Below are 23212 nucleotides of genomic sequence, written 5' to 3' on the forward strand. Positions count from 1 at the left end.
CGATTTCTTTGATCCTGACCTCGATTTGGCAAAATTGGCGCTGATTTGTAGATCAGACGCCGAAGACGACTGTTCCTGTTGATCTGCCACGTGGCGGTCGCGGATACCGTTCATCGCCACGATGCGAGGGCCGGATTTCGGAGCCCCCGCGAGATTGTTCGCACCCGAAAAAAGCGGATCGGTGAACCAAGCGGAAAGGCGACGACCGGAAAAAACCGCTGTCGCAAGTTCGTATCGAATCGCAAAATATGTTAGGATTTCTCATCAAGAACGCCGGTCTATTAACCTCAATTCTTCAACCAGTATTAGTTTATCGTCGCATCTCTCCACTTGTTCTTGGAGGTCATATGTCAGCCGATTCAACACTTTACAACTTTGCCGTAGAATTCTTGCGAAACCAGGACGAGCGGCCCAACACACCAGATACCGTTCCCGATTCCAATGCCCTGGACGTGCGGCGTGCAGCGCTGGCAGGGTCGAGCGAAGCCTTCGCTGCGGCGCTTTCAGGGGCTGCTCCGGCGGAAATCAGCGTAACCGAAGCTGAGGAAGCGGCTGCGGGCCTTCGAACACTTTACGTCGATAGCGCCCAGGATCGCGATACGCTTGCAAGTCTTGCAGAGCACGGGCTTTCTTGGGACCGGATCGACGGCGCGGAGAGAGTACTGCGCTCCGGCTCCGACCGTGTGGTGGCGGTGCGCCGGGTTCCGATCTTCAGTACGCAACTGAATGACGCTCTTCCGGCCTGGACCAGTGGCTTGGCGGCCGAAGCGGTCATCGGGCCAGTACGTGATGCTTTCGGTCGTGACATTTGGATCCATATATTCCGGATCGTCCGCCAGGTCCGATTTGTCCGTGCCCCCGGCGGTGTCCCGTTCCTAAGCGTCCCGCACGTCCAGTTTGCCTCAGTGTTCCATTCCGCCGCACAAGTCGATCACGACCTCGCGGGCGGCAGCTTTTGGATGGCAACGAACCTATTTGCGACTGTGGCTGGCGACACCTACACTGGCATCCGGATCAAAGGCGGCTCGCTGTCTTTTTCTTCGCCGATTGCGGTCAATGGCGACGAGGTCGTCGTCCCGACCAATGTCACCTGCAAGCTCGATATCTTGCTGGATCCGCCCGCGCGGGGCACTTCGGGCGCCCCATTGGACCACGCCGGCGCCGACGCGCGCGCCTCGATCTTCGATCCACCAGAAGCCCTACAGATCGTCATTGGCTCTGGCGGCAATCAGATTGAAGCGACGGCAAACGCCACCATTGGTGCCTTCGGTGAAGAGGTGGAATTAACGCCTGCGCAATCCGCAGCACTGTACCTGCCGGAATTCAACCGCCTGTTGGTGCCAATGACCCCGACCGAAACGGAGTTCACGGTCACCGCCTCTGATGCCAAGGACTTTGCGATCGCGGGCGAGGCCCCGATCATCGGCGGTGGCCTTGCACTGCCGGCCGCGCGGATTGCCCCCGCGCTTTTGGGCGAGGCCGCGGGAGTCGGCGCATTGATGCTCCAGATCGACCCCGGACTTTCGGCTCAAATCTCTTCTGAAACCGCGCCCGGACAGCTTGGGCTAACCACTTTGATGGTCGATCAGGAGCGACTTGCACTCACCGCCCTGCAAGCCGAACAGGATGGTCGCCGCACACTGATCGAGATTGGCGACGTGACACCTGCGTCACGCGCTGAAATCGAGCGCGCGACCCAAGGTTCGGTGCGTTACTTCGCCCAGACTGGCGGGCAGGAGGCCGTCCAGTATGTGGCCGATGTCAGCCTGCGCCCGGACCTTCCGCGCGATGTCGCAGGCGATCGTGTGCCGCTACGCTTACTGGATGCGGTCGTCATCATCGCTCAGATGGGGAATATCGGCGCGCTCGCAATCTATGGTCGAAACCGCGGGGACAGGCGACGGTGCTTTCAGATAAAGAATGGTCTCCTGCGCACCAACGACCCGATCAACGCCCTTCTATACGGCTTTTTCGATGGCGAGCGCATAAACTCCGGTGCCCTTTGGGCAGGCTACAGACTGGAGGGGATCGTACCGACATTGCCTGACCCTTATGCCGCCAACGTCGGTATCCGCGACACGTCCGAGAAACGGGGCGCTCAGCTTCTGATCAGCCGGTTCGCCGTCCAGCCAGGCAGCCGGACACTGGACTTTTTCCTCCCGGGCCCAGCGCCTGTAGCGGCCCCCAACGATGGCGACACCGGCGCATCCATGAACCTACTGTCGAACTCCGTTGCGGCTGTTGCCTCGGTCACCGACATCTCCATCGCCGCGCGTCCCAACACCGCCGCGGCCGCCGCTGATCCGAGTTGGGGGAAAGCGCTTGGCGATGCGCTAGACTTCGAATTTGTCCCTAAGATCACCCTTCTCGATGTCTCCAGTGGCGCGGGCCAGTTTGGTGTCGCGCTGCGCCCACCACGTGGCCCGCGCGATCCTATCGGAGTTTCCAGCACTGCACCGACGACTGCAGTCAACCAGGTCGTCGCCATTGAGGACCTGGCTTTCGAGGTGGATCCCAATTGGATGGTGCTGCTGACCCTTCCTGCGGTTCAATGGGAACCCGCGGTCGTCGTTCCGCCGGAGCCTGCGGACGCCATCGCCTTTCCCGAACGTGTGGTGTTTCTCAATTCCGGCGTCCCTGCGGTCATCGACCTGCCCGACGGAGACCGCGTACCGTTCGCACCGGTGCCCGCCTATGACGCGATCCTCGACCGACTTCGCGGCGACACCCACCCGTCTAGCCGGGCGCGAGTCACCCTCCCCTTTGGAATGATCGCCTCCGCTCGATTGACGGCGCCGACCGATACCGAACGCGGTGTGCGGGTGCAGGAAACCCGCCCGGAGGCGCCCGATGACATGCAAGGCGCCCACCAGCTTTCGCTGCGCGCGCGGGACCGCACGCTCGCAGATCGACAGACCCCGGCCATGCCCGGCCATACGGTGCAACTTCCCGTGGCCGTGCCTGCGAATGTACCCGGTGCGCCGGTCAGCATCCTGGGAACCAGCGCGACGAGCATCTTCAACTCTAGCCTTGGTGCTGGCTCACCCAGCACTGCGCTCGTCCCCGTCACGCGGCTCGACCTTTCGGGCTATGGCGAAAGCATCTTCAGCAAGTGGAACAACCCACTGAACGCCACAACTCAGGTCGAGAAGGTCGAACTGGACGTGCCCGTCGGACGCACCGCGCGGGAAGTCGTCACCGTCAAATCGGTTCTGGTTCCCTACGGCGTGCCTGTTGTGCGCACGATCACGCTTCAGCGTAAGGCAGACGCCATTGTCGGTCGCAGCGACACCGGCTGGGTTGCGGGCGGCGATGGCCTGTATGACTTCCCAGGTCTCGGCCTGATCACTCATCCCGGAGTCGTAAGCCGGATCACAAATGTCACCGAGATCGCCGAGACCGGCCAAATCGTCACCGCCAATGGGCAGGATTTCATGGCCGTCTACTTCCAAGGCGATCTGGTCATGGATGGCGCCGACGCTCCTGTACCGGTCAAACAGCACCTGGGCTACGTGCGCATTACCGCCGACCCGCCGGCCTTCGACGTCGCCACCTACACCGACCTGATCAATCAGGTCGGGCCGATGTGCGGCCCTGTCGAAGCGGTTTGTGCCGTCGCAGGCGGAGAGCAGAAGATGCGTATGAACCGCGTCGGCATTGCTGTCGCGGGAACCGAGTTCGCGATGACTGCATGGGGCAGCCTCGTCTTTCCCGGCGGCGAATGGTCTGTGCTCGAGACGCTCGACGCCAGCGGCGCCCCTTCGCCGGTGCCTGAGGATGAAGGCTTGCCGCTGATCCGGCGCGGCGCAGCTGGCCTGCCGACAGGAGAACCTTACCGCTTTGCCGACGCCGAGGATCTCTTCGCCGTCAACCCGGCCAAGGATTACGGCATCCTGCACTCCATGGGGATGCAGCGTGCCTTCTTTCGCCGACCCCGGATCGAGCCGACCGAACCCAATCGCATCGTCTCGACCGAACGCCCGATCATCGCCGATCCTTTCGTCCTCGCCGACTCGTTGTCCATGTTCCCCGAGCAGTCCGACTGCATCCCCTTCCCGAGTGCCAATTTCGCATTGGTGGCTGATAGCGGCAGCTTCCGCCTTGACGGTCCCGGCACTTTCAATGCGGGGATCGGGCGACGCACGACCGCGTCTGCCGGAAGCGTGCAAAGCGACGTTGATTACACCAACTCAGAGGTCACATACGAAGTCGACACCAGTCAGCCAACTCCGTGGGAGTTCCGCCTAACCAACGCCACCCGCATCATGGCGCATACTGATATGGGCGATGTGATCACCACGGTTGCGCAGGTCAGCGCCCTTGGTGACCCCGACACCCGTTTCGAAGCGCCCGAACTCCGAATGGGCGGACCCGTACAGATCGTGCAGGACCTTCTGACAATCCTGCAGGAACTGGGTATCTCCGGCGAACCGGATGTCCGGATGGAGAATAAATGGAAATTCACGTTCGGAATGAAAGTTCCCTTCAAAACCAGTAGCGGCGCCGATCTTCAGATCCCGCCCTCACCGCTGCCGGGAGACATCATCTTTGCGGACACCGGCGTAGAAGTTCTGGTTACCTTGGCGAAGGAAAAGACCAAAGCGAAGTTCTCGCTGGGCGGCAAACCGATGTTCGCGATCAAGGCGGTTCCCGGCCTATACGCCGTTGCGATCATCAAGTTCTCACTCATCATGTCTGTGAAGGACGGCACGACCTTCGTGGTCACTATCGGCTTTGGGATTGCCTACATGAAAAAGGTCGGACCGGGCGACTTCCTCAAGCTTAAGGGTATGGTTGGGTTCACCTTCATCGCCATTATCGGTGAAACCGTAATGGGTTGGGGCGGAGGGATTCTGCTACAGGCCGAGGCAGCCATCAAACCAATCATATCCGTCGCCATCCGGTTCGAGGCAATGGGGGCCCGACTACTCGCGCAACCGGGCACCGGCAACGAGACCGTGTTCTTCGTCTCGAAAGTTACCGTATCGATCGACATCTCGGTCTTTCTGGTCCTGAGCTTTTCCGCCTCCTGGGACGCAAAGATGGTTGAAATCACGCGCGGCCCCCTCGGCAAAGAGGATGCTCCAGATGTACTGTAATGATCAAAAGCGGAGGATCGCCCGATGACTGCCGCGTCCCGCCTTGTGCTGCTGCCGTTCCTCCAGAATTGGGATGGCGCAAATCTCTCGCTACGTCTGATGGTGACCCCCCAGACCGATCCGACCTCGGCCCCCGCACCGGGCCTGCCACCCTATGCGACAACGGATTTCGACGTTGTTGTTCGCACCATCGCGGACCCGACGGTGCTGCCGTCACCGGCCAGCGCCGCCGCCGGCGAGACTGCGATCACTTTGCCCGCAATGCCTCAGGCCGAAACGCTGTTTCTATCACTGGCGTCCGAGCTCCCCATCGACAACTCCGTCACGCCTACCGACCCACGCACCGCCTCGATCCGGATCATGAAGTACGCGCCACCGCCCTATCGCGAGGCCACAGGCTATGGCCAAGGTGCCAATCCCTTCCTTCTGACCGATGACACGTATCGCTGCGCGCTCAAGGCCGTTCCGCCCGCAGGCACGTCCATCGCCGATACGGCCCCACCGTTGTCGTGGGGCCAGGTTCTGGCCGGCGTACTTCGCCAGCCTTTACTTGCCGAAGCGGTAGGTCTCATTCGCACAATCGACATCCCTCTTCCTGCAGACGTCGTCTCACAAGGGGGCTGGGTCTATGTCGATCTCGCCCCCGGCAGTCCGTGGCAGTCGCTTGCCGGCATTCCCGGAGCGCTGCGTCTCTACGCCGCGCGGCTGTCCCCGCTATCGGGGCCACGCCCGCTGTTCACGGCCGTACAGTTCCCCGTCACAGCAGCACCCATCCCGGGCTACGACGATATCTTCGCCGAGGCCGTACGTTATGACGACGGCTTCGCCAAAGAGGTCTATGGCGCGCAACCGGCCTGGGCCGACCCCTTCGACGAGGACGGTGAGGACGAAGCGGAGCGTCCCGCGACAGAACGCGGCCTGCATGTCGGGTGCGACGACTCGCAGCTAGTCACCTGGTTCAACCGTCAGATTAGCCCCGGTGCTGCGCCGTTGGATGCGCCGATGGGCGTACGCGGCTATCGCATCGACGCCCGGGAAACCGGCAATTCCGACTGGGTTCCCTTGACGATGGGGGAAACCGCTCTTGTTCTCGGCGGCAATGACCTTGGTAGTGTTCAGGCCAACTTCCCCGTCGAGGTCGGACCGAACAAGATCCTCGGCGATCCCACTGCCAACATGTGGCTTCCCTCGTACTTTGCTGCCTGGAACGGCCGGCCGCTTGTGGGGGTCGACCGCTTCGCCGACCGGCTGATGGGCGGCGACGATGAACCTGAACCTGTCATAGGCGTGCCCCCCGATATCCCGTTGCGCTATGGCACCACATACGATCTGCGCATTCGACTTTGCGATCTTTCCGGCGGTGGCCCCGGCATCGAAACCGAGGCCCTGAACCCTGGCGCACAGCCTGTCTACACCGCAACGATGAAGCGCTACGTCCGGCCCGCTGGACTGCGTACGACGCCCGCCCTGCCTTCGGCAGCCGATCCCACCGACCCTCCAGCCTCGCTCACAGTTACCAAACCCCGACTGCACTACCCCGCGTGCCTCGTGGCCGGCGGAACCGAGGCCGAGCTTGAGGCAGATATGCCCCAGGCCGCCGCCGAGCAGCGCGCACCTGGCCTTCCGGACCCAGATGTGGACATCCTCGAGATCTCGGTTGAAGTGCTGCGTCCAGACGTGAACCCGGAAGACGATGAGCCGGTCTACGAACAGCTCTACACTATAGAGCGCGCCTTCGATGCCGATGGTCAGGCCCTGCTAGATCTCGAATACGTTGACACCGCCGACATCGGGACCATGGCAATCCCCACAGACGGCGCGATCACTATTCCGACTTCGCGTAATGTGCGGCTGAACCTGACCCCTATCTGCTCGGACAAACCCAACTACTTCGGTGCCGATGACGTGCGCCGCGGCGAAACTGCGCGGCGCTACCTACGCAGCCCGGCCCAGGACGAACGCGGCCTCATTAGCCTGCCACGCGGATGGGTAGCCGAGGGTTTCTACCTGCAACCTACGGAACCGGGAAGTCGGGCGCTTGTCAGAGCCAACCGTGCCGGAGGTCGTACCGGTCAGGGGGCCGAGAACCCGATCGCGCGGCTTGCCTCCGCGCTCGACCTCGATCATGTGGGCGCAAGCCTGCGCGCTCGCCCGGGACAGCGATGCCTATTCGGGCTGCACTCAAGTCTGAACGCAGTTATCGGTCCCGACGGCGGTTCAGTCCGCTTCGCAACCAAATCCGAAGTGACCAGCCAGTGGATCGTCGCGGTCATTGTCAACATCGAAAGGGACTGGACATGGGATGGGCTAAGTGGGTTGCGCATCGAGCGTGACGGCAACCAAGTGGGCCGCGTGAGCTGGCGGCAGTCCGCCCCCCACGAGGTCGCCCGTGCCGCCGCCAATGGAGAAACGACGCTGATCTTCCTCGATGCGATCGACCCCGACCCCGCGGACGGCAGCTTCCCGCGTCCTTTGCAGTTAAAATACACCGCCATCCCCGAATACAAAGTTGACCCCGCACAAGAGGACGGTGCCGAAGAGGTCGATCTGACCTTGCCCGTCGCCCGGCCTCCGCGCCAGGTGCCCAAAATTGTCTCGGCTGGCATTGCATTATCACCCTACTTGCGCGACCCAGCGTATTCCCACTCCGAGGAACGAACCCGGCTGGTCTGGCTCGAGTTCGACCGCCCGCCCGACGATCCGAATGATAGCCTGTTCGCGCGCATGCTCGCCACCAGTCCGGATCCGGTACTCACGGGGGATCTTACCGGCGATCCGACGCTGGGTAACACGCCCCTGCCCATCGACCTTGAACTGATCCGCACGATCATACCCGAGCAGGCCGATGACCGCAGCGGACTGGGCGCGATGCAGAAGCTTTTGCCCACGAACAGTCCCCGGCACTTCATGCTACCGCTGCCCCAAGGGCTGCCGCCCGAAGCGCCCGAACTCTTCGGTTTCTTCCTTTACGAATTCCGTGTCGGTCACGCCGAGATGTGGAGTACTGCGCAAGGCAGATACGGGCGGCCCCTGCAAGTCGCAGGCATCCAGCACGCGCCTCCTCCGCTTACCTGCGGCGTCACCCGCTCGACCCAGCGGTTGACCGTCAGCGCCGAATTCGCCGACCCGGTCAAGAATGGTCGCTCCGTGCAACCTGTGGTGCCACGCACCGACCTTTGGGTGCTGCTTTACGTACAAGCGGTGCAAGCTGATGACGAAGACCGGCGCAACGTGCTTCTGGGTCGTCGCCAGCTTGCAGCTCCGCGCCGCCCGCGCCAGCCCTTCGATGACAGAAGCTTTGGATTTACCGCCACAACCGAGCCCGCCGGCCAGACAAGCTGGTCGGCCGCAGAGATCACGAGTCTTCTGGCCGACATAACGCTCGGCCCCGATGCACCGCTCAGCTGCCTCGTTGTCGAGACCCTGCCCGGCGAGGTGCCACACAAAGATCCGCTAGGTGCGCATCTTGGTTACGAACGCATTCTGCGCGCATCACCTCTGACGAAGGTGCCCGAGGTCTGTTAGGCCCAAATTTTTCTGCCTGCGACTAATCGCACGGTTTGGCGACGTATACTGGGGTCCCGGTCGGATCGGATACCTGCGGTAAGAGGACTGTTGCGTTAATTGGTTGAAGCTGGGTCAAGTGCAGCGCATGCGGCCGGACTATACGCGCTCGAACAGTTTGAGATGAAGCCGGTCTCTCCTCGAACACCGGTCTATTTGTGTCAAATGTGACCGCGCTTGTTGGTCCGGATCGTCTCTATCCCACTCAGTGTTGCCCTCACGGTTCGCAAGGCTCGAATGCTCTGACGGTACCTAAGTAGGCGCTTCATTGCGACATGGTCACTTTCGACCAAATTGTTCCGCCACTTTCGATCAATTTGCCTGTGCAGTCAAAATCCGGATCGTATCGGTGGTTGATTTCGCAGATGATACGCCGATAAGCGTAGGCCTTGGGAGCCTTAACGTCTCGCGAACCGAGAGCCGGAAAGCGGACCGTGGTTGGGCTCAGGACACATTGATTTTTGGTTTCAGCGTGATTCACGTTGCCGAAAACAAGCGGTTACCATGCCTGATCTTTTCTGGCTGAGCGACGAGCAGATGGCGCGCCTTGAGCCCTTCTTTCCTAAGTCTCATGGCAAGCCACGTGTAGATGATCGACGTGTTCAGAGTAGGATTATCTTCATCAATAGCAATGGGTTGCGCTGGTGCGATGCGCCAAGGAATACGGGTCGCACAAGGCGCTATATAATCCCGATCGCGGCTCTCGTCATTTTTGGGTTACGAGGCCCGACCCTAACTGCACATAACCTAAATCAACAATTCAAAATTTTTGACTTCCGATACTGGACAGACGCAATTTAATCGCGTCTATCAGACCATCCTCTCCGGAAAGAAGTTGGCGCCTCGCCGTAGCGTTTCTTGAATCGTACGGTCAGCTGAGTAGCGCTGCTAAAGCCAGTGGCTGCCGCAATTTCGGCGACCGACATCTCGGTTTCGCTGAGCAATGCGTATGCCCTCGCGACGCGCAGTTCGATATAGAACTGGACCGGCGAAGTTTCGACATATTTTTGAAAAAGCCGTTCCAACTGACGACGCGAAATCTGCACGGCCTCCGCAATTTCAAAGATATCCAGCGGCTCTTCCAGGTTTTCATGCATGATCTGCATAGCATTGATCAGGTATTGATTGCGGCTGCCCAAGGCCACCGAGAAGGCCGATTTCTGAAGCGTTTTGCTATTGTTGGATCGAAAGTGGATGCACATGTCTGATACGATGACCGCCAGATCGTTTCCGAAATCGGATTCGATCATGTCCAGCATCATGTCGGTTGCGGCATTTCCACCACCACATGTCATAAGCTCGTTGTCAATCTCGTACAGGTTTGCCGATGGCTCCAAATCGACAAAATTTTCAATGAAAGCCGGGTGGTTTTCCCAGTGCAACGTAAACCTTTTTCCCGGCAGAACCCCGGCCTTAGCCAGGGCAAAAGCGCCGGTGCAAATTCCACCCAGATTGCAGCCAAAGGTTCTCTGTCTACTGATCCAGGACAGGACTTTGGGGTTCGTACTTTCGGCTGGTTCAATGCCTGAGCAAACAAACAACCGCGAGGATCGCGGAAGATTGAGCAATGCAAAGTCCGGCGTAATTTCAATCCCGTTGGAACAGGAAACCGGTGTCCCGTCTTCGGTGATCAGAAACCACTTATAAAGCTCTTTGTTGGTGACCTGATTGGCGATCCTCAGTGGCTCTACCGCAGCACTAAAGGCCAGCATGGTCAGTTTCGGCAATAGCAAGAAGTAGATTTCTTTGGCCGACCCTTCATGGTCTATGCGATAGCTGGCCGCACCTTTTGGAACAAAGTTTCTCGGGTTCATTGTCTCTCCTCCCAGTATCGACCAAGGCGGATGAAGTGCACCAACACCTGTTGCGGTGTTGGTGCGGTACGGTCAGGCGCTCATCTGGGCAACAGGCTCGCCGCTTTCCTCCCACGAGCGGATCTCATCTTCGCTCGCCTTTGGTGAGAAGAGCCCGGTCATGGCATAGATGATACCGATGACCGGTGACAGCCAGCAAGCAAATGCGAGCGGGATGTACAGCAGGTTCTCAAAGTTCCCATCCGCGATCCCCAGGCCCAGTGCCGTGATGACAAAGGCGCCACCCGCATTCCATGGGATCAGAGGGGACACCAGCGTTCCGCCCTCCTCGACGGCGCGGGACAGGTTCAGCGGGGAATAGCCCATCGCGCGATAGACAGGCGCATACATTCGGCCCGGCAGTGCGATGGATAAGTATGGATCGCCTGCAACGGTATTGGTGGCGACAGACGTCATGATAGCGGAAATCTGAATGCCGGCAAACGACTTCACCTTCGATATGACGACTTTGATGATAGCCTGAAGGCAACCCACGCGTTCAAGCGCTCCGCCGAAACCCAGGGCAAGCAGCACCAGTGAGATGGTCCACATCATCGACTGAATGCCCCCGCGGTTTAGCAAAGGGTCTATCTCCGGAACCCCGGTATCGATTGAATAGCCGCTGTTGGCAAAAGTGAACATTTCATGAAGCCCGGCCCCCTGACAAAAGATTGCCATAACACCGCCCGCAACAGCCCCCGCAAACAGCGACGGGATCGGAGGTTGCTTCATGACAGCCAAAACGATGACCAGAACCGCCGGAAACAGCATGATCGGTGAAATCCAAAATGCGTCGTCCAGCGCGGTTGTGATCGCGTGAATACGATCAAACGAAACCTGCGACGTGTCGATCAGTGTGAAACCGACGACAAAGTAAATCACCAGCGCGATCAGCATCGAAGGAACAGTGGTCGGAAGCATGTTCCGAATGTGATCGAAAAGATTGGTCCCCGTCACGGCTGGGGCAAGGTTAGTTGTGTCCGACAAAGGCGAGATCTTGTCGCCGAAGAACGCGCCAGAGACCACCGCCCCTGCCGTCCAATACATTGGAATACCAAACCCGGCACCAATCCCCATCAGCGCCAAACCAACTGTACCGGTTGTTCCCCACGATGTGCCCAATGAAACAGAGACAATGGAGCAAAGGACCATTCCTGCGGCAAGGAAAAGCTCGGGCGACAATATCTTGAGGCCGTAATAGATCAGCGTCGGGACGGTGCCGCTTGCGATCCACACGCCAATGATCATACCTACCGTGATCAGTATCGAGACCGACGGCAGGGATATACTAATGACGTGGAACACGCCTTCTTCGATGCTGGGCCATTTGTGACCCAACATAAGGCCAACGATGCCGGTGATCGCGATCCCGAAGGCCAAAGGGATGTGCGGGGTAAAATCGCCGAAATAGAATAGCTGCAGCCCAAGCACACACAGGGTCAGCACGATTGGCACAAGCGCCAGCACTAAGCCGGGTTGACGTATGTTGTCTTCATTCGCAGACATATGGGTCTCCTCCATTGGAATGATCCAGAAGCGGTATGATCTGCGGAAGAAACCAAGTTTAGCAGTGTGGGACCGTCGGTCAGAGCGCACATCCTATTAGAATTTGCGACACAGATGCGTCGGGGTTCGGCTTCTTCGGGTGAACTGAAGGCCGACCAACGCGATCAAGCGCAACAAATTGGCTCCAATTACTGCGCACTCCCAAGCCCCAAACGACAGCAGGCTGTACTACGGGTATTGGCAACAACCTTTGGCAGACGTCCGCCTCATTGATCGTTGCTGCGGTACGGCAGCCGTAAGCCTGACGTTTTTCTGCAAAGCAGGCTTGGAAGGTGGTTTTGCGGATAGCTTACAAACGTGACTTTGTCGTTTCATGTAAATGCGCCCTTCGAAATTCCGAAGGTGTCATTCCAGTTTGAGCGCGAAAGGCGCGGTTGAATGGCCCCAGTGAGGAAAACCCCACATCGTAAGCGATGCTCAAGACCGAGCGCTCTGCCAGCTCGGGCGATGATAACATGGATTGCGCCTCTTGAATGCGGAACGCGTTCACGAAGCTCGCAAAATTCCGGTGCCCCAAGCCTTGATTGATTGCGGACCTAATGCGGTGTTCCTGTGTCCCAAGATGTTCGGCCACTTGGGCAACGGTCAGCCTTTCGCTGCGCCACAGACCCTCAGACATCGCGGCTTCAATACGCGTTATGAGCGCGGACTGCGCCGGGTTGTCTTGGTCATCCCGCTTTGGAGTGCTCGGTATCCAGATGTCTGGAACCACGCGAACCGACCACAGCAGGAACGCGCTTGCAGACAGGAAAAACGCACTTGCCTGTAGTGCAAATACCCAGACAGGAAGCGCTTTATCCAGATGGGTGATTTCAAATCCGGTAATGAGAATTCCCAAACTGAGGATCCAGACCAGAAACCAACGCCGAAACCGGCGACGGGCCTCGATCAGATCCCCTGCCTGACCTGAAACTACGATCCACAGGCCATGGAAAAAGAAGATCAGTACGCAGATACCGCGAACTGCACCAAGTTGCAGCTGTAGTTGAGAAAGCCATGCCAACCCGACTATCAACGCAGCGGTCAAGATCTGCCAAGGTCGAACAAAAACGTCATCCTGGAACAGCTCAATCACGGCCCAATAGAGCAAGACAGGGATCACACCTGCGATCATCACAAGCACAATCCGAACCGGGCTGTCGGTTAGATCAATGCTTGGTGAGGACACAATCAAGTAGGGGCCAAAACTGAGGCACAGCAAGACTACTGCCATGCTTTTGCGCTGGAATCCCCCGTTTCTCATGAAGACAGCGGCGCATAACGCGAGTGTGCCGATGGCACTGCCGCGCAGGAAGATATCCAAAATCATTGGGTCTGACATAACAGGCGCAATCGAAGTCGGATTTACCCCGCCGGTCAACGGTATAGCCATACTGAAACTGAAAAATCCTCGCCGATTTTGCAAGAAACGGATCGGTTTTCAAATTCAGCGCGCTCTGATTTGCGTCGCCAGCCAGTGTCCGCCACATGTCAATTCGCATTCGGAGCAGACAATGACTCAGTTAGCCACACTCTTATCCATCTACACGGATGTCTTCGGCGGAGACCTCTTACGGTATATTCTTGGCGCCGGCGGCACGTATCTATTGATCAATATCATGCTGGCACGGCGTCTTGGTGCGCAGAAAATTAGACCCTCTGCAGTGCCACAAGGTCAAATCCTGCGCGAGATTCTAACGAGCCTGCGCACAGTGCTTATCTTTACTGCCGCAGGGACATCCATCGCGCTAGGCGCGAGGGCAGGTGTCATCACAATCTACCAAGACATAGCCGCATATGGCTGGACCTATTTCGCGTTCAGTATCGCGGTGCTGATTACCCTTCATGATGCGTGGTTCTATTGGACGCACCGTGCCCTGCACTACCCGCCCCTGTTTCGCCGGTTTCACCGCTTGCATCACAAGTCACACCAACCGACTCCCTTCACCTCCTACAGCTTTGACGTTGGCGAGGCCGTGGTGAACGCCGTCTACTTGCCTTTGGTTCTTATCATTCTGCCAACACACCCTGTCGCGCTTTTCATCTTTGTGACCCATATGATGTTGCGCAATGCAATCGGGCACTGCGGGATCGAAATCTTCCCTGCCAATGCAAAAGGCAGGCCGGTCTTTGGCTGGCTCACGAGCGTTACTCATCACGATATGCACCATGCACATGCGGGCTATAACCACGGGCTCTATTTTTCGTGGTGGGATCGGTTCATGAAGACCGAGCATCCAAGATACTTGACCGAATTCGCCCGCGTCGCGCCGCGATTGCGCATCCGAATGGTCAAAACAGCTCTTTTGGTGATTGCGGTTATCGTGGGTATGTTGGCCACCCAAGGACATGCCTTTGACCTAAAAGGCCACTACGCGTCCCCCGGACTCGGCGTGATCGTCGCGTTTGAAGATTGCACATCGAATAAAGCAATAAAGTGTGGACGTCTTGTTTGGGTTTGGAACAAGGACGATACGCCCCATGCGCAGGTTGGTGATATGATCCTGACCGAATTGGTCTTTGACGGCACGGTATGGAAAGGCGCGCTACGCGATCCAGAAACTGGACGGACATATCGTGGATCCATCCAGCAATCGGCCAAGCATCAGTTGACACTTAAAGGCTGCGCCGGGGTATTCTGTGCATATCAAACCTGGCATTCGACCGAGTACCTCAGAACTGTGCTCAGGCGTCATGGAAATTAGGTGCAAGGCCATCCCTAAAGATGGCCCATTCCGGACCTTCACACTGCCTTAACAATTCTGCGCTCGCAGTTCGCTTACCGGTCATTCGCTGCAGTCGCGAAGACACAGCCCAGTGTGGATGTTTGGGTCGTTAAGGTCGTTCTGCCGGACCACCCTGATACGCTTGTTTTCTCCGCAACCGGACCTCGCGGTCACCAGCTGCTTGATCAAGAATCCAGTCAATCCCGCGCAGAAAGTCATCTGTTGTCAGGGGATTGTTTTCTCCGCTGGAGGCAGAGAGTACAAACCCATGTGCATAGTCTATTAGCACGTGAACAAGGACGTCGCCACCATCGCTGTTTTCAAGCTGGTCCGTGCTGGCCTTTAATTCCCCGGACACGTTTATGAGATCCACGCTCATCAGCGTCACATCCTCAAGGATCGCGCGCAGAAGGTTGGCGTTCTTCAAGGCGTATCCATAGTAGGTCATCATGATGCTTTGGGCGCGTTCAACCGGAGTATCTCCGTCCACGCCATCCAGAACGCCGGCGAAAGCATTTTCCACCAGACCGGATAAAAGCTGTCTCTTGGTGCCAGCGTGATAGGTCACCGCCATCGGGGTGACCCCAAGCTGATTGGCGAGCATGCGAAACGATAGCGCGTCAACGCCTTTGCTTTGGACAATCGGCAAGGCAGTCTTCAGGATCAGCTGTTTCGAAAGGCGCTGCTCAGCCTTTGGCGGCCGCCCTGGTGGGGAAGTTTTCGTCATCCGATTTTCAATCTGTAATCGAGATCCACCAGACCGGAGGGAAAGCTGCTAACCGACACCAGTTCCAGATCAACGTCACCTTGTGTCTCGCCGAATATCCGAATGCCTTCCCCGATTAGGATGGGAATCAAGGTGATCCGCATGTCTTCAATCAGCCCGGCTTTGAGGAAAGAGCGAACGATTGCTCCGCCATCCACATAAACTCGACTGAAACCACGCGCGTCAAAGCTCTGCATCAATTCGGTTGGAGATTTGTCTGAAACCTCAACCTTGTCGCGCAGGTCACTAGGGATGTCGTCGGCTGTCATCGAACGACTGAGAACCACCACCGGTTTCGTGTATGGCCACGCTCCAAACCCCCTAACCGTCCGGTATGATCCCGATCCCATTACGATCACGTCGACACTGTCTTGAAAGGCTATGAACCCGTGGTCTTCATCCTTGGTGGGTTGCTTATCCAGCCAATCCAGCCTGTGATCCGGCCTTGCAACAAAGCCGTCTAGACTCATTGCCATCATAATATGTCCTGTGGGCATCGTCTGGATCTTCCTCATATTTTTTATATGCCGTATAATTTTTTTTTTTTTGACGCCGCTCAAGGGGGAATACCATCAGGCCTGGCTCTGAACCCAATCCGAGAATGCCCGCACTGCGCCAATTGGGGCGGTTCTGTGCGGTTGAACTAAGAAATACCCGTATTCAGGCAGAACGGTTGCCGACAATCTAAACAGCCTTTCCGCATTCAAATCGTCCCCAACCAAGTCATCCATCAAAGCGATGCCCTGCCCGTCAATGACCGCTTGCACCCGGACATTCGGGTCAGGAACGATCAGCACATCTCGCCTTGATTGCCGAGGAAGCTTTGCGACGTTCAGCCAATCTGACCAGGCGCTGCTGTCATCGCGATCTCTCAGCAACGTAAGTTGCGACATTGCGCCTTCTATTCCCAACTCATTCACCAGGTCGGCTGCCGCCCGATTACCTACTGGATAGGGCCGTAAGTGCATGAACGGTGTAACGGTACCGTCACTCCAATTCCCGTTGCCCCACCTGATTGCCAGGTCCACTTCCTGCATCTCTGCCTGCGAAAACTCGACCATCGGCTGAATGCGAAGCTGCACGTCCGGGTGGCTTTGCATAAATGACATCAGGCGTGGCGACAGCCAACGCGCAGCGAAATAGGTCGAGACACCAACAGTCAAAGAGCGCGATGAAATCCCTTTCAACGCCTGAATTTCGGTTTCGATCTCTTCGTATCGGGTCTGGCAGATTGCGAGCAGTTTCAGTCCTTCACCGGTGAGTGTGACACCCCGCGTTGTGCGCTGAAACAAGGCCATCCCCAGATCGGCCTCAAGCGTTTTGATCTGATAACTGATCGCACCCTTTGTCATATTGAGCGCCGACGCCGCCGTCGAAAAGCTGGAATAACGGGCGATCTCAGCAAATAGCCTAAGCAAGTCGTGGTGATGAAAGCGGGCAGCCATGAGTATAGCGTACAAATTTTCTAAACACTGAGAAAAGAAATTTTCGATTTTCAACATAATTTTTTAAGCCCAAAATTTGCACCTAGTTGCGCGAAACGAACAAATGACGTTGGACCCTTTGAACGCTGTAGCAGACACATCAACACTGACGCGGCACCGCAGACGCGTGCGCCGACGCCGCTTGGCCCGTGATAATGAGCCCGCTGAGGGCACGCCGTTCACGGGGCGCAAAATACCTGCATACGATCTTCTGAGCGAAACGGCACTGACCCGGATCGAAGATCAAGCCGATTGGATTTTGAACAATATTGGTGTCGAGTTCCGAGGAGATCGTACAGCGCTGGATCACTTCGCCCAAACTGGTGCACGCATCGATGGCGAACGTGTACGGTTTGAACCGGGTCACATCCGCGCGCTTTGCGCTACCGCCCCTAGTGAATTTCAGTTGCATGGCCGAGACCCGGCCAAAACAGTGACACTTGGCGGCGACAATGTTGTGCTGATGCCGGGATACGGCTCTCCCTTTGTCAGCGATCTGGCGAATGGCCGCCGCTATGCGACGCTGGAGGACTTCCGCAATTTCGTCAAACTGACCTACATTGCGCCTGCCTTGCACCATTCCGGCGGCGCGGTGGTCGAGCCGACAGATGTACCGGTGAACAAACGACATCTGGACATGATGCTGGCGCATCTGACGCTGTCGTCCAAACCCTTTATGGGATCTGTCACAGCTCCCGATCGTGCCCAGGATAGTATCGAGATGGCGCGCTTGGTCTTTGGGCGCGACTTCATGGAGCGCCACGCAGTGATGCAGGCCAACATCAACGTCAATTCGCCGCTGGTTTATGATGATACGATGTCTTCGGCTCTGCGCATCTATGCGGAGGCAGGGCAATGTGTTTGTGTCTCCCCTGCCATTTTCGCGGGCGCTATGGGCCCGCTTTCACCTGCAGCGGTGTCGGCGCAAACTCTGGCCGAAGCGATGGTCGGCATTGCGCTTGCGCAACTGGTGCATCCTGGCTGTCCGGTGGTGTTCGGCTCATTCCACTCCACAATGAACTTGCGCACAGGCGCTCTGACCTTTGGATCGCCCGAGGCAAACATGACCACGATGGCGCTAACACAATTGGGACGAAGGCTTGGTGTGCCCGTACGGTCCGGCGGCGGACAGATCACCGCCTCCAATGCGCCCGACGGGCACGCGATGCAGGACAGCACCGGTGCAATGTGGTCCACGCTTTTGTCCGGGGCTCATCAGGTTTGGCACGCAGCGGGCTGGCTCGAAGGTGGGCTTGTGATGTCCTACGAGAAATTCATCATGGATCTCGACCACTGTGGCGCGATGCTGAAACTGTTGCAGGGCTTCGAAACGGATGACGAGGCCTTTGGTCGTGATGCCTATTTCGAAGCAGGCCCGGGCGAAAATTTCTTATCGACCAATCATACATTGCGGCACTACGCGACGGCGAATTTTGAGCCACATATTTCTGACGCCGGACCCTTCGAAACCTGGTTTGAAAATGGCGCTCTCACAGCAGATCAACGCGCCGCCACCCGATGGCGTCAGATGTTGAACGACTATCAACGCCCCGAAATGAAACCCGACATCCAGGCCGCGCTTGAAGACTTCGTGTCAGAGCGCAAAGCGCGAATGCCGGACGAATGGTACTAGAGAGAGGAACCCCCATGGCCGAAGAACTTAGCCGCACGTCCGCGCTTGCATCCCGCCACACCGCGCTTGGATCGGGGCTCGAGGATTGGAATGGTATGGGCACCGCCTGGACCTACCACACCGATCCCAACGATGAACACGATGCGGTTCGCGAGCGCGCGGGAATGTTTGACATGTCGCCTCTGAAAAAGGTGTTCGTGCGCGGTCCTGACGCCCAAGCGGTTCTTGATCACCTAACCACACGCGATCTTTCCAAGGTCACACCGGGAAAGGCGGCTTACCTGTGCGTGCTGACAGATGAGGGCGGGATCGCCGACGATGCCATAGTGTCCAATAACAGCGGCGACGAATGGATGATCGTGCATGGCTCGGGCAACACGATGGCGCTTCTGGAGAATTCGGCGGAAGGGCGGAACGTGCAGATCGAATTTACCGATGATCTGCATGATCTGTCAGTACAGGGGCCAGCCTCATTGGAAATTCTCAACGCGAACGCGGATTTTGACCTGGCCGATCTGGCCTATTTCGAACATACGCCTGCGGTGCTTTTCGGTCACCCCTGCCGTATCTCGAGAACCGGATATTCCGGCGAACGCGGCTATGAGATTTTTGCCGATGGCTCTGTGATCACCGACATTTGGGACAAACTGGCGGAGGCAGGCGTCATGCCCTGCTCCTTTACAGCACTCGACAAGGTGCGGATCGAGGCGGGGCTGCTGTTCTACGGATATGACATGACCGAAGTCAACACGCCCTGGGAGGTCGGCCTTGGCTTTACTGTCAACAAATCCAAGGGCGATTTTCGCGGCAAATCGGCCGTCATGGCCGCAAAAGGTTCCGAAAAGGTCAATAACTTCTGCCTGGATATCGATCATTCTGACATGGTCGAAGGCGGAGAAACACTGTCATTGAATGGCGCGGAGGTGGGCGTCATCAACAGCCCCTGCTTCTCGCACCGTTTGGGCAAATCGCTTGCCCTTGCGCATGTTCAGCCACAGCTTGCCATCGGAACCACGCTAAAGGTTTCAAGAAATGATTTCGCGACAAACGCAACAATTGTGTCCAGCCCAATTTACGACCCCGAAAAAGCTCGCACACATAGTTAGGGAGGTCTTGGCAGGCAGCGAGGGTTGCGTCAACGTCGGGTTATCCTCCTAAGTGGGCATGACGGATTGGAGGATCAGTTAAGGAAACACCAAACTTACCGGCCATTCGCGCACTTCGCCCAGCCTGGAACAAAGGCCGTGTCGTGGGTCAGAAGCACCCCTTGAAAACAAAACATGTCTGGGCGATCCGAGTGCGCCTCGAGCTTGCCGAAAACCATCGCGATCTTGCGCTCTTCAACATGGCAACCGACAGTAAGCTCCGCGGCTGCAATCTGGTAAAAATAAAAGTGACAGATGTCATGTCATCGGGTCAGATCAAGGAACGGGCTTCAGTACTTCGAAGCAAGACGCAGAAACCTGTGCGCTTCGAAATATCCAAGGGCACCCGCGCCTCTATTGAGAAATGGGTGGTAGACGAACTCATGGTCGAGTCAGAGTACCTGTGGCCCGGCCGATTCACACTTTGCAGAAAATGTACCAATTCCTCGATTGCGCCAATGGCCGCTTTCAAAAATTGATCGGTTCGAAAGCCTAGGTTCGTGTCGGGGCTGCGACGTTTGGTTTTATACCTGCAGCCCTATTGGACAGATTCGGGAACGCGGTCCTGTCTTGGGGAACGTCCGAATTTGCGGACATACTCTCTTGAGAATTGAGCCGAGCTTTCATATCCAACCCCGTAGGCAATCTCTGAGACTTTTGAGCCGGTGGTTTGAAGCTCATTCCGGGCTTGGAGCAAACGCAAGTCTTTCTGGTATTGCAGCGGCGAGGTTCCCGTAACAGCCTTGAATTGTTCGAAGAATGCCGAAGTGCTCATACCCACGCGCCCTGCAAGTTCTCCAACGACTAGGGATTTAGCTAAATCTGACCGGATTTCGTGTGTAGCTGCGAAAATCCGGCTTGCCGTGTTTTCGTGCCACGCCAGTTTTCGGAGCGTGCCACCATGTCGCCCAATCAGCAGGCGGGCATGGATTTCCCGCACCGTGATCGGAGCGAGCATGTGACGTGTCTCTTCGGTTTCGCACTGGCGAAAATATCGCAATAGGGCGCTTTTCATTTCGTGATCGGTTTCAGCGAGGCAGATCGAAAATGGATCCGACACTTGATAGGTAGACGACCGCGGCCCTGACGAGGCCAGGACGCGCAAGAGTTCCAGATCGAGGGGGAACACGAGCGCGACGTAGGGACGTTCGGGTGTGGCCTCTGTGATCCTTGAGACAACCGGCAGCGCGTTACTGACGATCAGCGACTGCCCGGCCCGAACAGTGAGTGTTCTGTTACTGGTTCCTACCTCTTTGGCGCCTTGTAGGACCGCGCACAACAGCGGGCGGTAGACATTTGCGTCGTATAAGGTGGTCGACGGGTGAGTGAGAAAAACCGTCTCGCTTTCCTTCTGTGTCAGTACGCCCTGCGCGACGCCCGCGCGGTCAAGCAGTGCCAGAACATAGTCCAATAGTGTCTGAGATCCCATATACGCCTCCAGTGGTTGCTCTTATCGATAGCACGGAGGTGGGAAAACCTTCACAGAAGATCTCCACTTCTGGAGCATTGTGCAAGAAAACTGGATAATACTTAAAGACCCATCCGTGCCCAATTACTATTATGTGTTTCGTAACTTGCGGAGCAAAAACATGAAAACCATTCTGATCACCGGGGCCTCATCCGGAATTGGCGCGGCGACCGCCCGACATTTCCAAGCGAAGGGTTGGAATGTCGTCGCCACGATGCGCAACCCTGCAGGCAGCACGGATCTTGGGGCTTTGGATAGCGTGCATCTGGCCCAACTGGATGTGACGGATGCGGACTCAATTGCAACGGCCGTGCGAGATGGCATCGAACGGTTTGGACAGATTGATGTTTTGCTGAACAATGCGGGCTATGGCGCATATGGTGCGTTAGAGGCCTTCACAATGGACCGCATCCGGCGTCAGTTCGACACCAACGTGCTCGGGTTGATGGAAGTGACCAAAGCGGTTCTGCCTCATTTCCGCCAGAACCGGTCCGGCACAGTCATCAACATCTCCTCCATCGGCGGACAGATCGCATTTCCACTCGGCGCGCTCTATCATGGCACCAAGTTCGCAGTAGAGGGGCTTTCTGAAGCACTGCACTACGAGATGGAACCCCTTGGCATTCGGGTCCGTATCGTCCAACCTGGAATGATACGGACTAACTTTGGCGGCAGCTCTTTCGATTTCGCAATGGATGAGAACCTGCCGGACTATGCACCAATGGGCGAAGCCATGAGGCGCCTGTTCGGCAAACTGGCCGCGAACCCTTCAGCACCAGAAACTGTCGCGCAGGTCATTTGGGATGCGGCAACCGAGACCCGAAACCGCCTGCGTTTTCGCGCAGGGCCTGATGCAGAAGAACTGCTTGATGCGCGCAAACAACAGAATGACGAGACGTTCATCGGCGGTCTCAAGCAAAAGATGGCGCCTTGAAGGGCCGTTCAGTCATTCATAGGAAAAGAGGATGATCCATGTACCGCGAAGCTATCGAAAAAGGCGGCTTTGCCGTTGTAACCGGGGCGGCCAGCGGCGTCGGCAAAGCCGCGGCCCAACGATTTATTCAGGACGGTCTAGGGGTTGTGCTGGTCGATTTGGCGGGCGAGGCCTTGGCCAGCGCCGAGGCGGAATTGCGCGATCAAGCTGGGTCGTCCGCAACTGTTCAGGCAGTTCCGACTGATGTCACCGACACCTCTGCTGTGAACACCTTGGTGGATCAGGCTTTTGCGCTGGGTGAGGTGGCTGTCCTGATGAATAATGCCGGTATCGCCGCGCCAACCGGTAGTTGGGAAAACACGGAAAACTGGCGCAAACTACTAGAGGTCAATCTTTTCGGCGTCATGAATGGCGTGCATGCTTTTCTGCCGCGCATGATCGAAGCGGCGCGCCCGGCTGTCGTGATCAACACCGGATCAAAACAGGGCATTACCACACCGCCCGGAAACCCTGCTTATAATACCAGCAAAGCCGCCGTAAAGGTCATGACAGAAATGTTGGCACACGATTTGCGACAGGCTGAAGTGCCTATCACCGCTCATCTGTTTGTGCCGGGATTTACCTATACCAGAATGATTGAGAAGTTCATGCCGGAAAAACCTGCCGCCGCTTGGACCAGCGAAGAGGCAATTGACTATTTGCTGAAGCGCATGTCGGACGGGGATTTCTATATACTTTGCCCGGACAATGATGTGCCCGAAGAGCTCGACCGCAAACGGGTTGAATGGGCCGCGGGTGATATTATCAACAATCGCCCGGCTCTTTCACGATGGCATCCCGACTATGCGGATGCCTTTGCGGCGCATGAGGTCTCAGAATAGTCGAATTAAACAAGAGGTCTAAAAAACACCGAGTGTGTGTCCGTCTTCAGAGTTTTTCGGAGAGCTGAGGCGTTTTCGTAACGGAGGCTCTGGTTCGATTTCTGTTTGAGTTTA

Annotated in this window: 14 protein-coding genes and 3 pseudogenes; 9 read left to right on the forward strand and 8 right to left on the reverse strand. The window is 57.2% G+C overall.

Features of this window, described 5'->3' with window-relative positions; genetic code table 11:
- Nucleotides 1-347: 347 nt before the first annotated feature.
- Both AC2FI8_RS08655 and AC2FI8_RS08660 read left to right on the forward strand, forming a co-directional pair.
- Complete coding sequence (locus AC2FI8_RS08655; protein ID WP_496778495.1) at nt 348-5099, forward strand: hypothetical protein; 4752 nt, start codon at nt 348-350, stop codon at nt 5097-5099.
- Nucleotides 5100-5123: 24 nt separating this feature from the next.
- Complete coding sequence (locus AC2FI8_RS08660) at nt 5124-8624, forward strand: hypothetical protein (RefSeq protein WP_496778497.1); 3501 nt, start codon at nt 5124-5126, stop codon at nt 8622-8624.
- A gap of 203 nt (nt 8625-8827) precedes the next feature.
- Here AC2FI8_RS08660 and AC2FI8_RS08665 read toward each other — a convergent pair.
- A pseudogene (locus AC2FI8_RS08665) lies at nt 8828-9054 on the reverse strand (DDE-type integrase/transposase/recombinase); the annotation flags it as partial.
- A gap of 113 nt (nt 9055-9167) precedes the next feature.
- On the opposite strand from AC2FI8_RS08665, the pseudogene AC2FI8_RS08670 reads away from it, so the two are divergent.
- Nucleotides 9168-9352: pseudogene (locus AC2FI8_RS08670) on the forward strand (transposase); the annotation flags it as partial.
- 108 nt (nt 9353-9460) lie between these two features.
- On the opposite strand, the gene AC2FI8_RS08675 reads toward AC2FI8_RS08670, so the two are convergent.
- From AC2FI8_RS08675 to AC2FI8_RS08685, 3 genes are all read right to left on the reverse strand, one after another.
- Nucleotides 9461-10477: a GlxA family transcriptional regulator gene (locus tag AC2FI8_RS08675; protein ID WP_496778499.1), complete on the reverse strand. Its 1017-nt coding sequence runs from the start codon at nt 10475-10477 to the stop codon at nt 9461-9463.
- A gap of 72 nt (nt 10478-10549) precedes the next feature.
- The gene (gene nhaC, locus AC2FI8_RS08680; protein ID WP_496778501.1) at nt 10550-12022 is read right to left on the reverse strand and encodes a Na+/H+ antiporter NhaC; all 1473 of its coding nucleotides are present in this window, start codon (nt 12020-12022) and stop codon (nt 10550-10552) included.
- A gap of 349 nt (nt 12023-12371) precedes the next feature.
- The gene (locus AC2FI8_RS08685; RefSeq protein WP_496778503.1) at nt 12372-13454 is read right to left on the reverse strand and encodes a helix-turn-helix domain-containing protein; all 1083 of its coding nucleotides are present in this window, start codon (nt 13452-13454) and stop codon (nt 12372-12374) included.
- Nucleotides 13455-13575: 121 nt separating this feature from the next.
- Here AC2FI8_RS08685 and AC2FI8_RS08690 point away from each other — a divergent pair, with 121 nt between their 5' ends.
- Nucleotides 13576-14766 carry a sterol desaturase family protein gene (locus tag AC2FI8_RS08690; RefSeq protein ID WP_496778505.1) on the forward strand — a complete coding sequence of 397 codons (1191 nt, stop codon included), beginning with the start codon at nt 13576-13578 and terminating at the stop codon, nt 14764-14766.
- 130 nt (nt 14767-14896) lie between these two features.
- Here the strand turns inward: AC2FI8_RS08690 and AC2FI8_RS08695 are convergent, their stop codons facing one another.
- From AC2FI8_RS08695 to AC2FI8_RS08705, 3 genes are all read right to left on the reverse strand, one after another.
- Complete coding sequence (locus AC2FI8_RS08695; RefSeq protein ID WP_496778506.1) at nt 14897-15514, reverse strand: TetR/AcrR family transcriptional regulator; 618 nt, start codon at nt 15512-15514, stop codon at nt 14897-14899.
- Nucleotides 15511-16029, reverse strand: coding sequence for a dihydrofolate reductase family protein (locus AC2FI8_RS08700; RefSeq protein ID WP_496778508.1), 519 nt, complete (start codon nt 16027-16029; stop codon nt 15511-15513). Before AC2FI8_RS08700 ends, AC2FI8_RS08695 begins: the two co-directional genes overlap by 4 nt.
- Before the next feature lie 96 nt (nt 16030-16125).
- A complete protein-coding gene (locus tag AC2FI8_RS08705) occupies nt 16126-16998 on the reverse strand; it encodes a LysR substrate-binding domain-containing protein (RefSeq protein ID WP_496724975.1) in 873 nt (290 codons plus the stop codon).
- A 103-nt stretch (nt 16999-17101) separates the two neighbouring features.
- Here AC2FI8_RS08705 and AC2FI8_RS08710 point away from each other — a divergent pair, with 103 nt between their 5' ends.
- The 3 genes and pseudogenes from AC2FI8_RS08710 to AC2FI8_RS08720 form a co-directional block, all read left to right on the forward strand.
- Complete coding sequence (locus AC2FI8_RS08710) at nt 17102-18670, forward strand: trimethylamine methyltransferase family protein (RefSeq protein ID WP_496778510.1); 1569 nt, start codon at nt 17102-17104, stop codon at nt 18668-18670.
- Between the two features lie 14 nt (nt 18671-18684).
- Complete coding sequence (locus AC2FI8_RS08715) at nt 18685-19776, forward strand: aminomethyl transferase family protein (RefSeq protein WP_496778512.1); 1092 nt, start codon at nt 18685-18687, stop codon at nt 19774-19776.
- A gap of 65 nt (nt 19777-19841) precedes the next feature.
- Nucleotides 19842-20234: pseudogene (locus tag AC2FI8_RS08720) on the forward strand (site-specific integrase); the annotation flags it as partial.
- Between the two features lie 119 nt (nt 20235-20353).
- On the opposite strand, the gene AC2FI8_RS08725 reads toward AC2FI8_RS08720, so the two are convergent.
- Entirely contained in the window at nt 20354-21244 is an 891-nt protein-coding gene (locus AC2FI8_RS08725) for an AraC family transcriptional regulator (RefSeq protein WP_496778514.1), read from the reverse strand.
- A gap of 160 nt (nt 21245-21404) precedes the next feature.
- Here AC2FI8_RS08725 and AC2FI8_RS08730 point away from each other — a divergent pair, with 160 nt between their 5' ends.
- Together AC2FI8_RS08730 and AC2FI8_RS08735 are read left to right on the forward strand one after the other, a co-directional pair.
- Nucleotides 21405-22217 carry an SDR family oxidoreductase gene (locus tag AC2FI8_RS08730; RefSeq protein WP_496778516.1) on the forward strand — a complete coding sequence of 271 codons (813 nt, stop codon included), beginning with the start codon at nt 21405-21407 and terminating at the stop codon, nt 22215-22217.
- Nucleotides 22218-22255: 38 nt separating this feature from the next.
- Nucleotides 22256-23098 carry an SDR family NAD(P)-dependent oxidoreductase gene (locus AC2FI8_RS08735; protein WP_496724987.1) on the forward strand — a complete coding sequence of 281 codons (843 nt, stop codon included), beginning with the start codon at nt 22256-22258 and terminating at the stop codon, nt 23096-23098.
- The last annotated feature ends 114 nt before the right edge of the window (nt 23099-23212 follow it).

The organism is Ruegeria sp. CDSB029 (assembly GCF_059611125.1).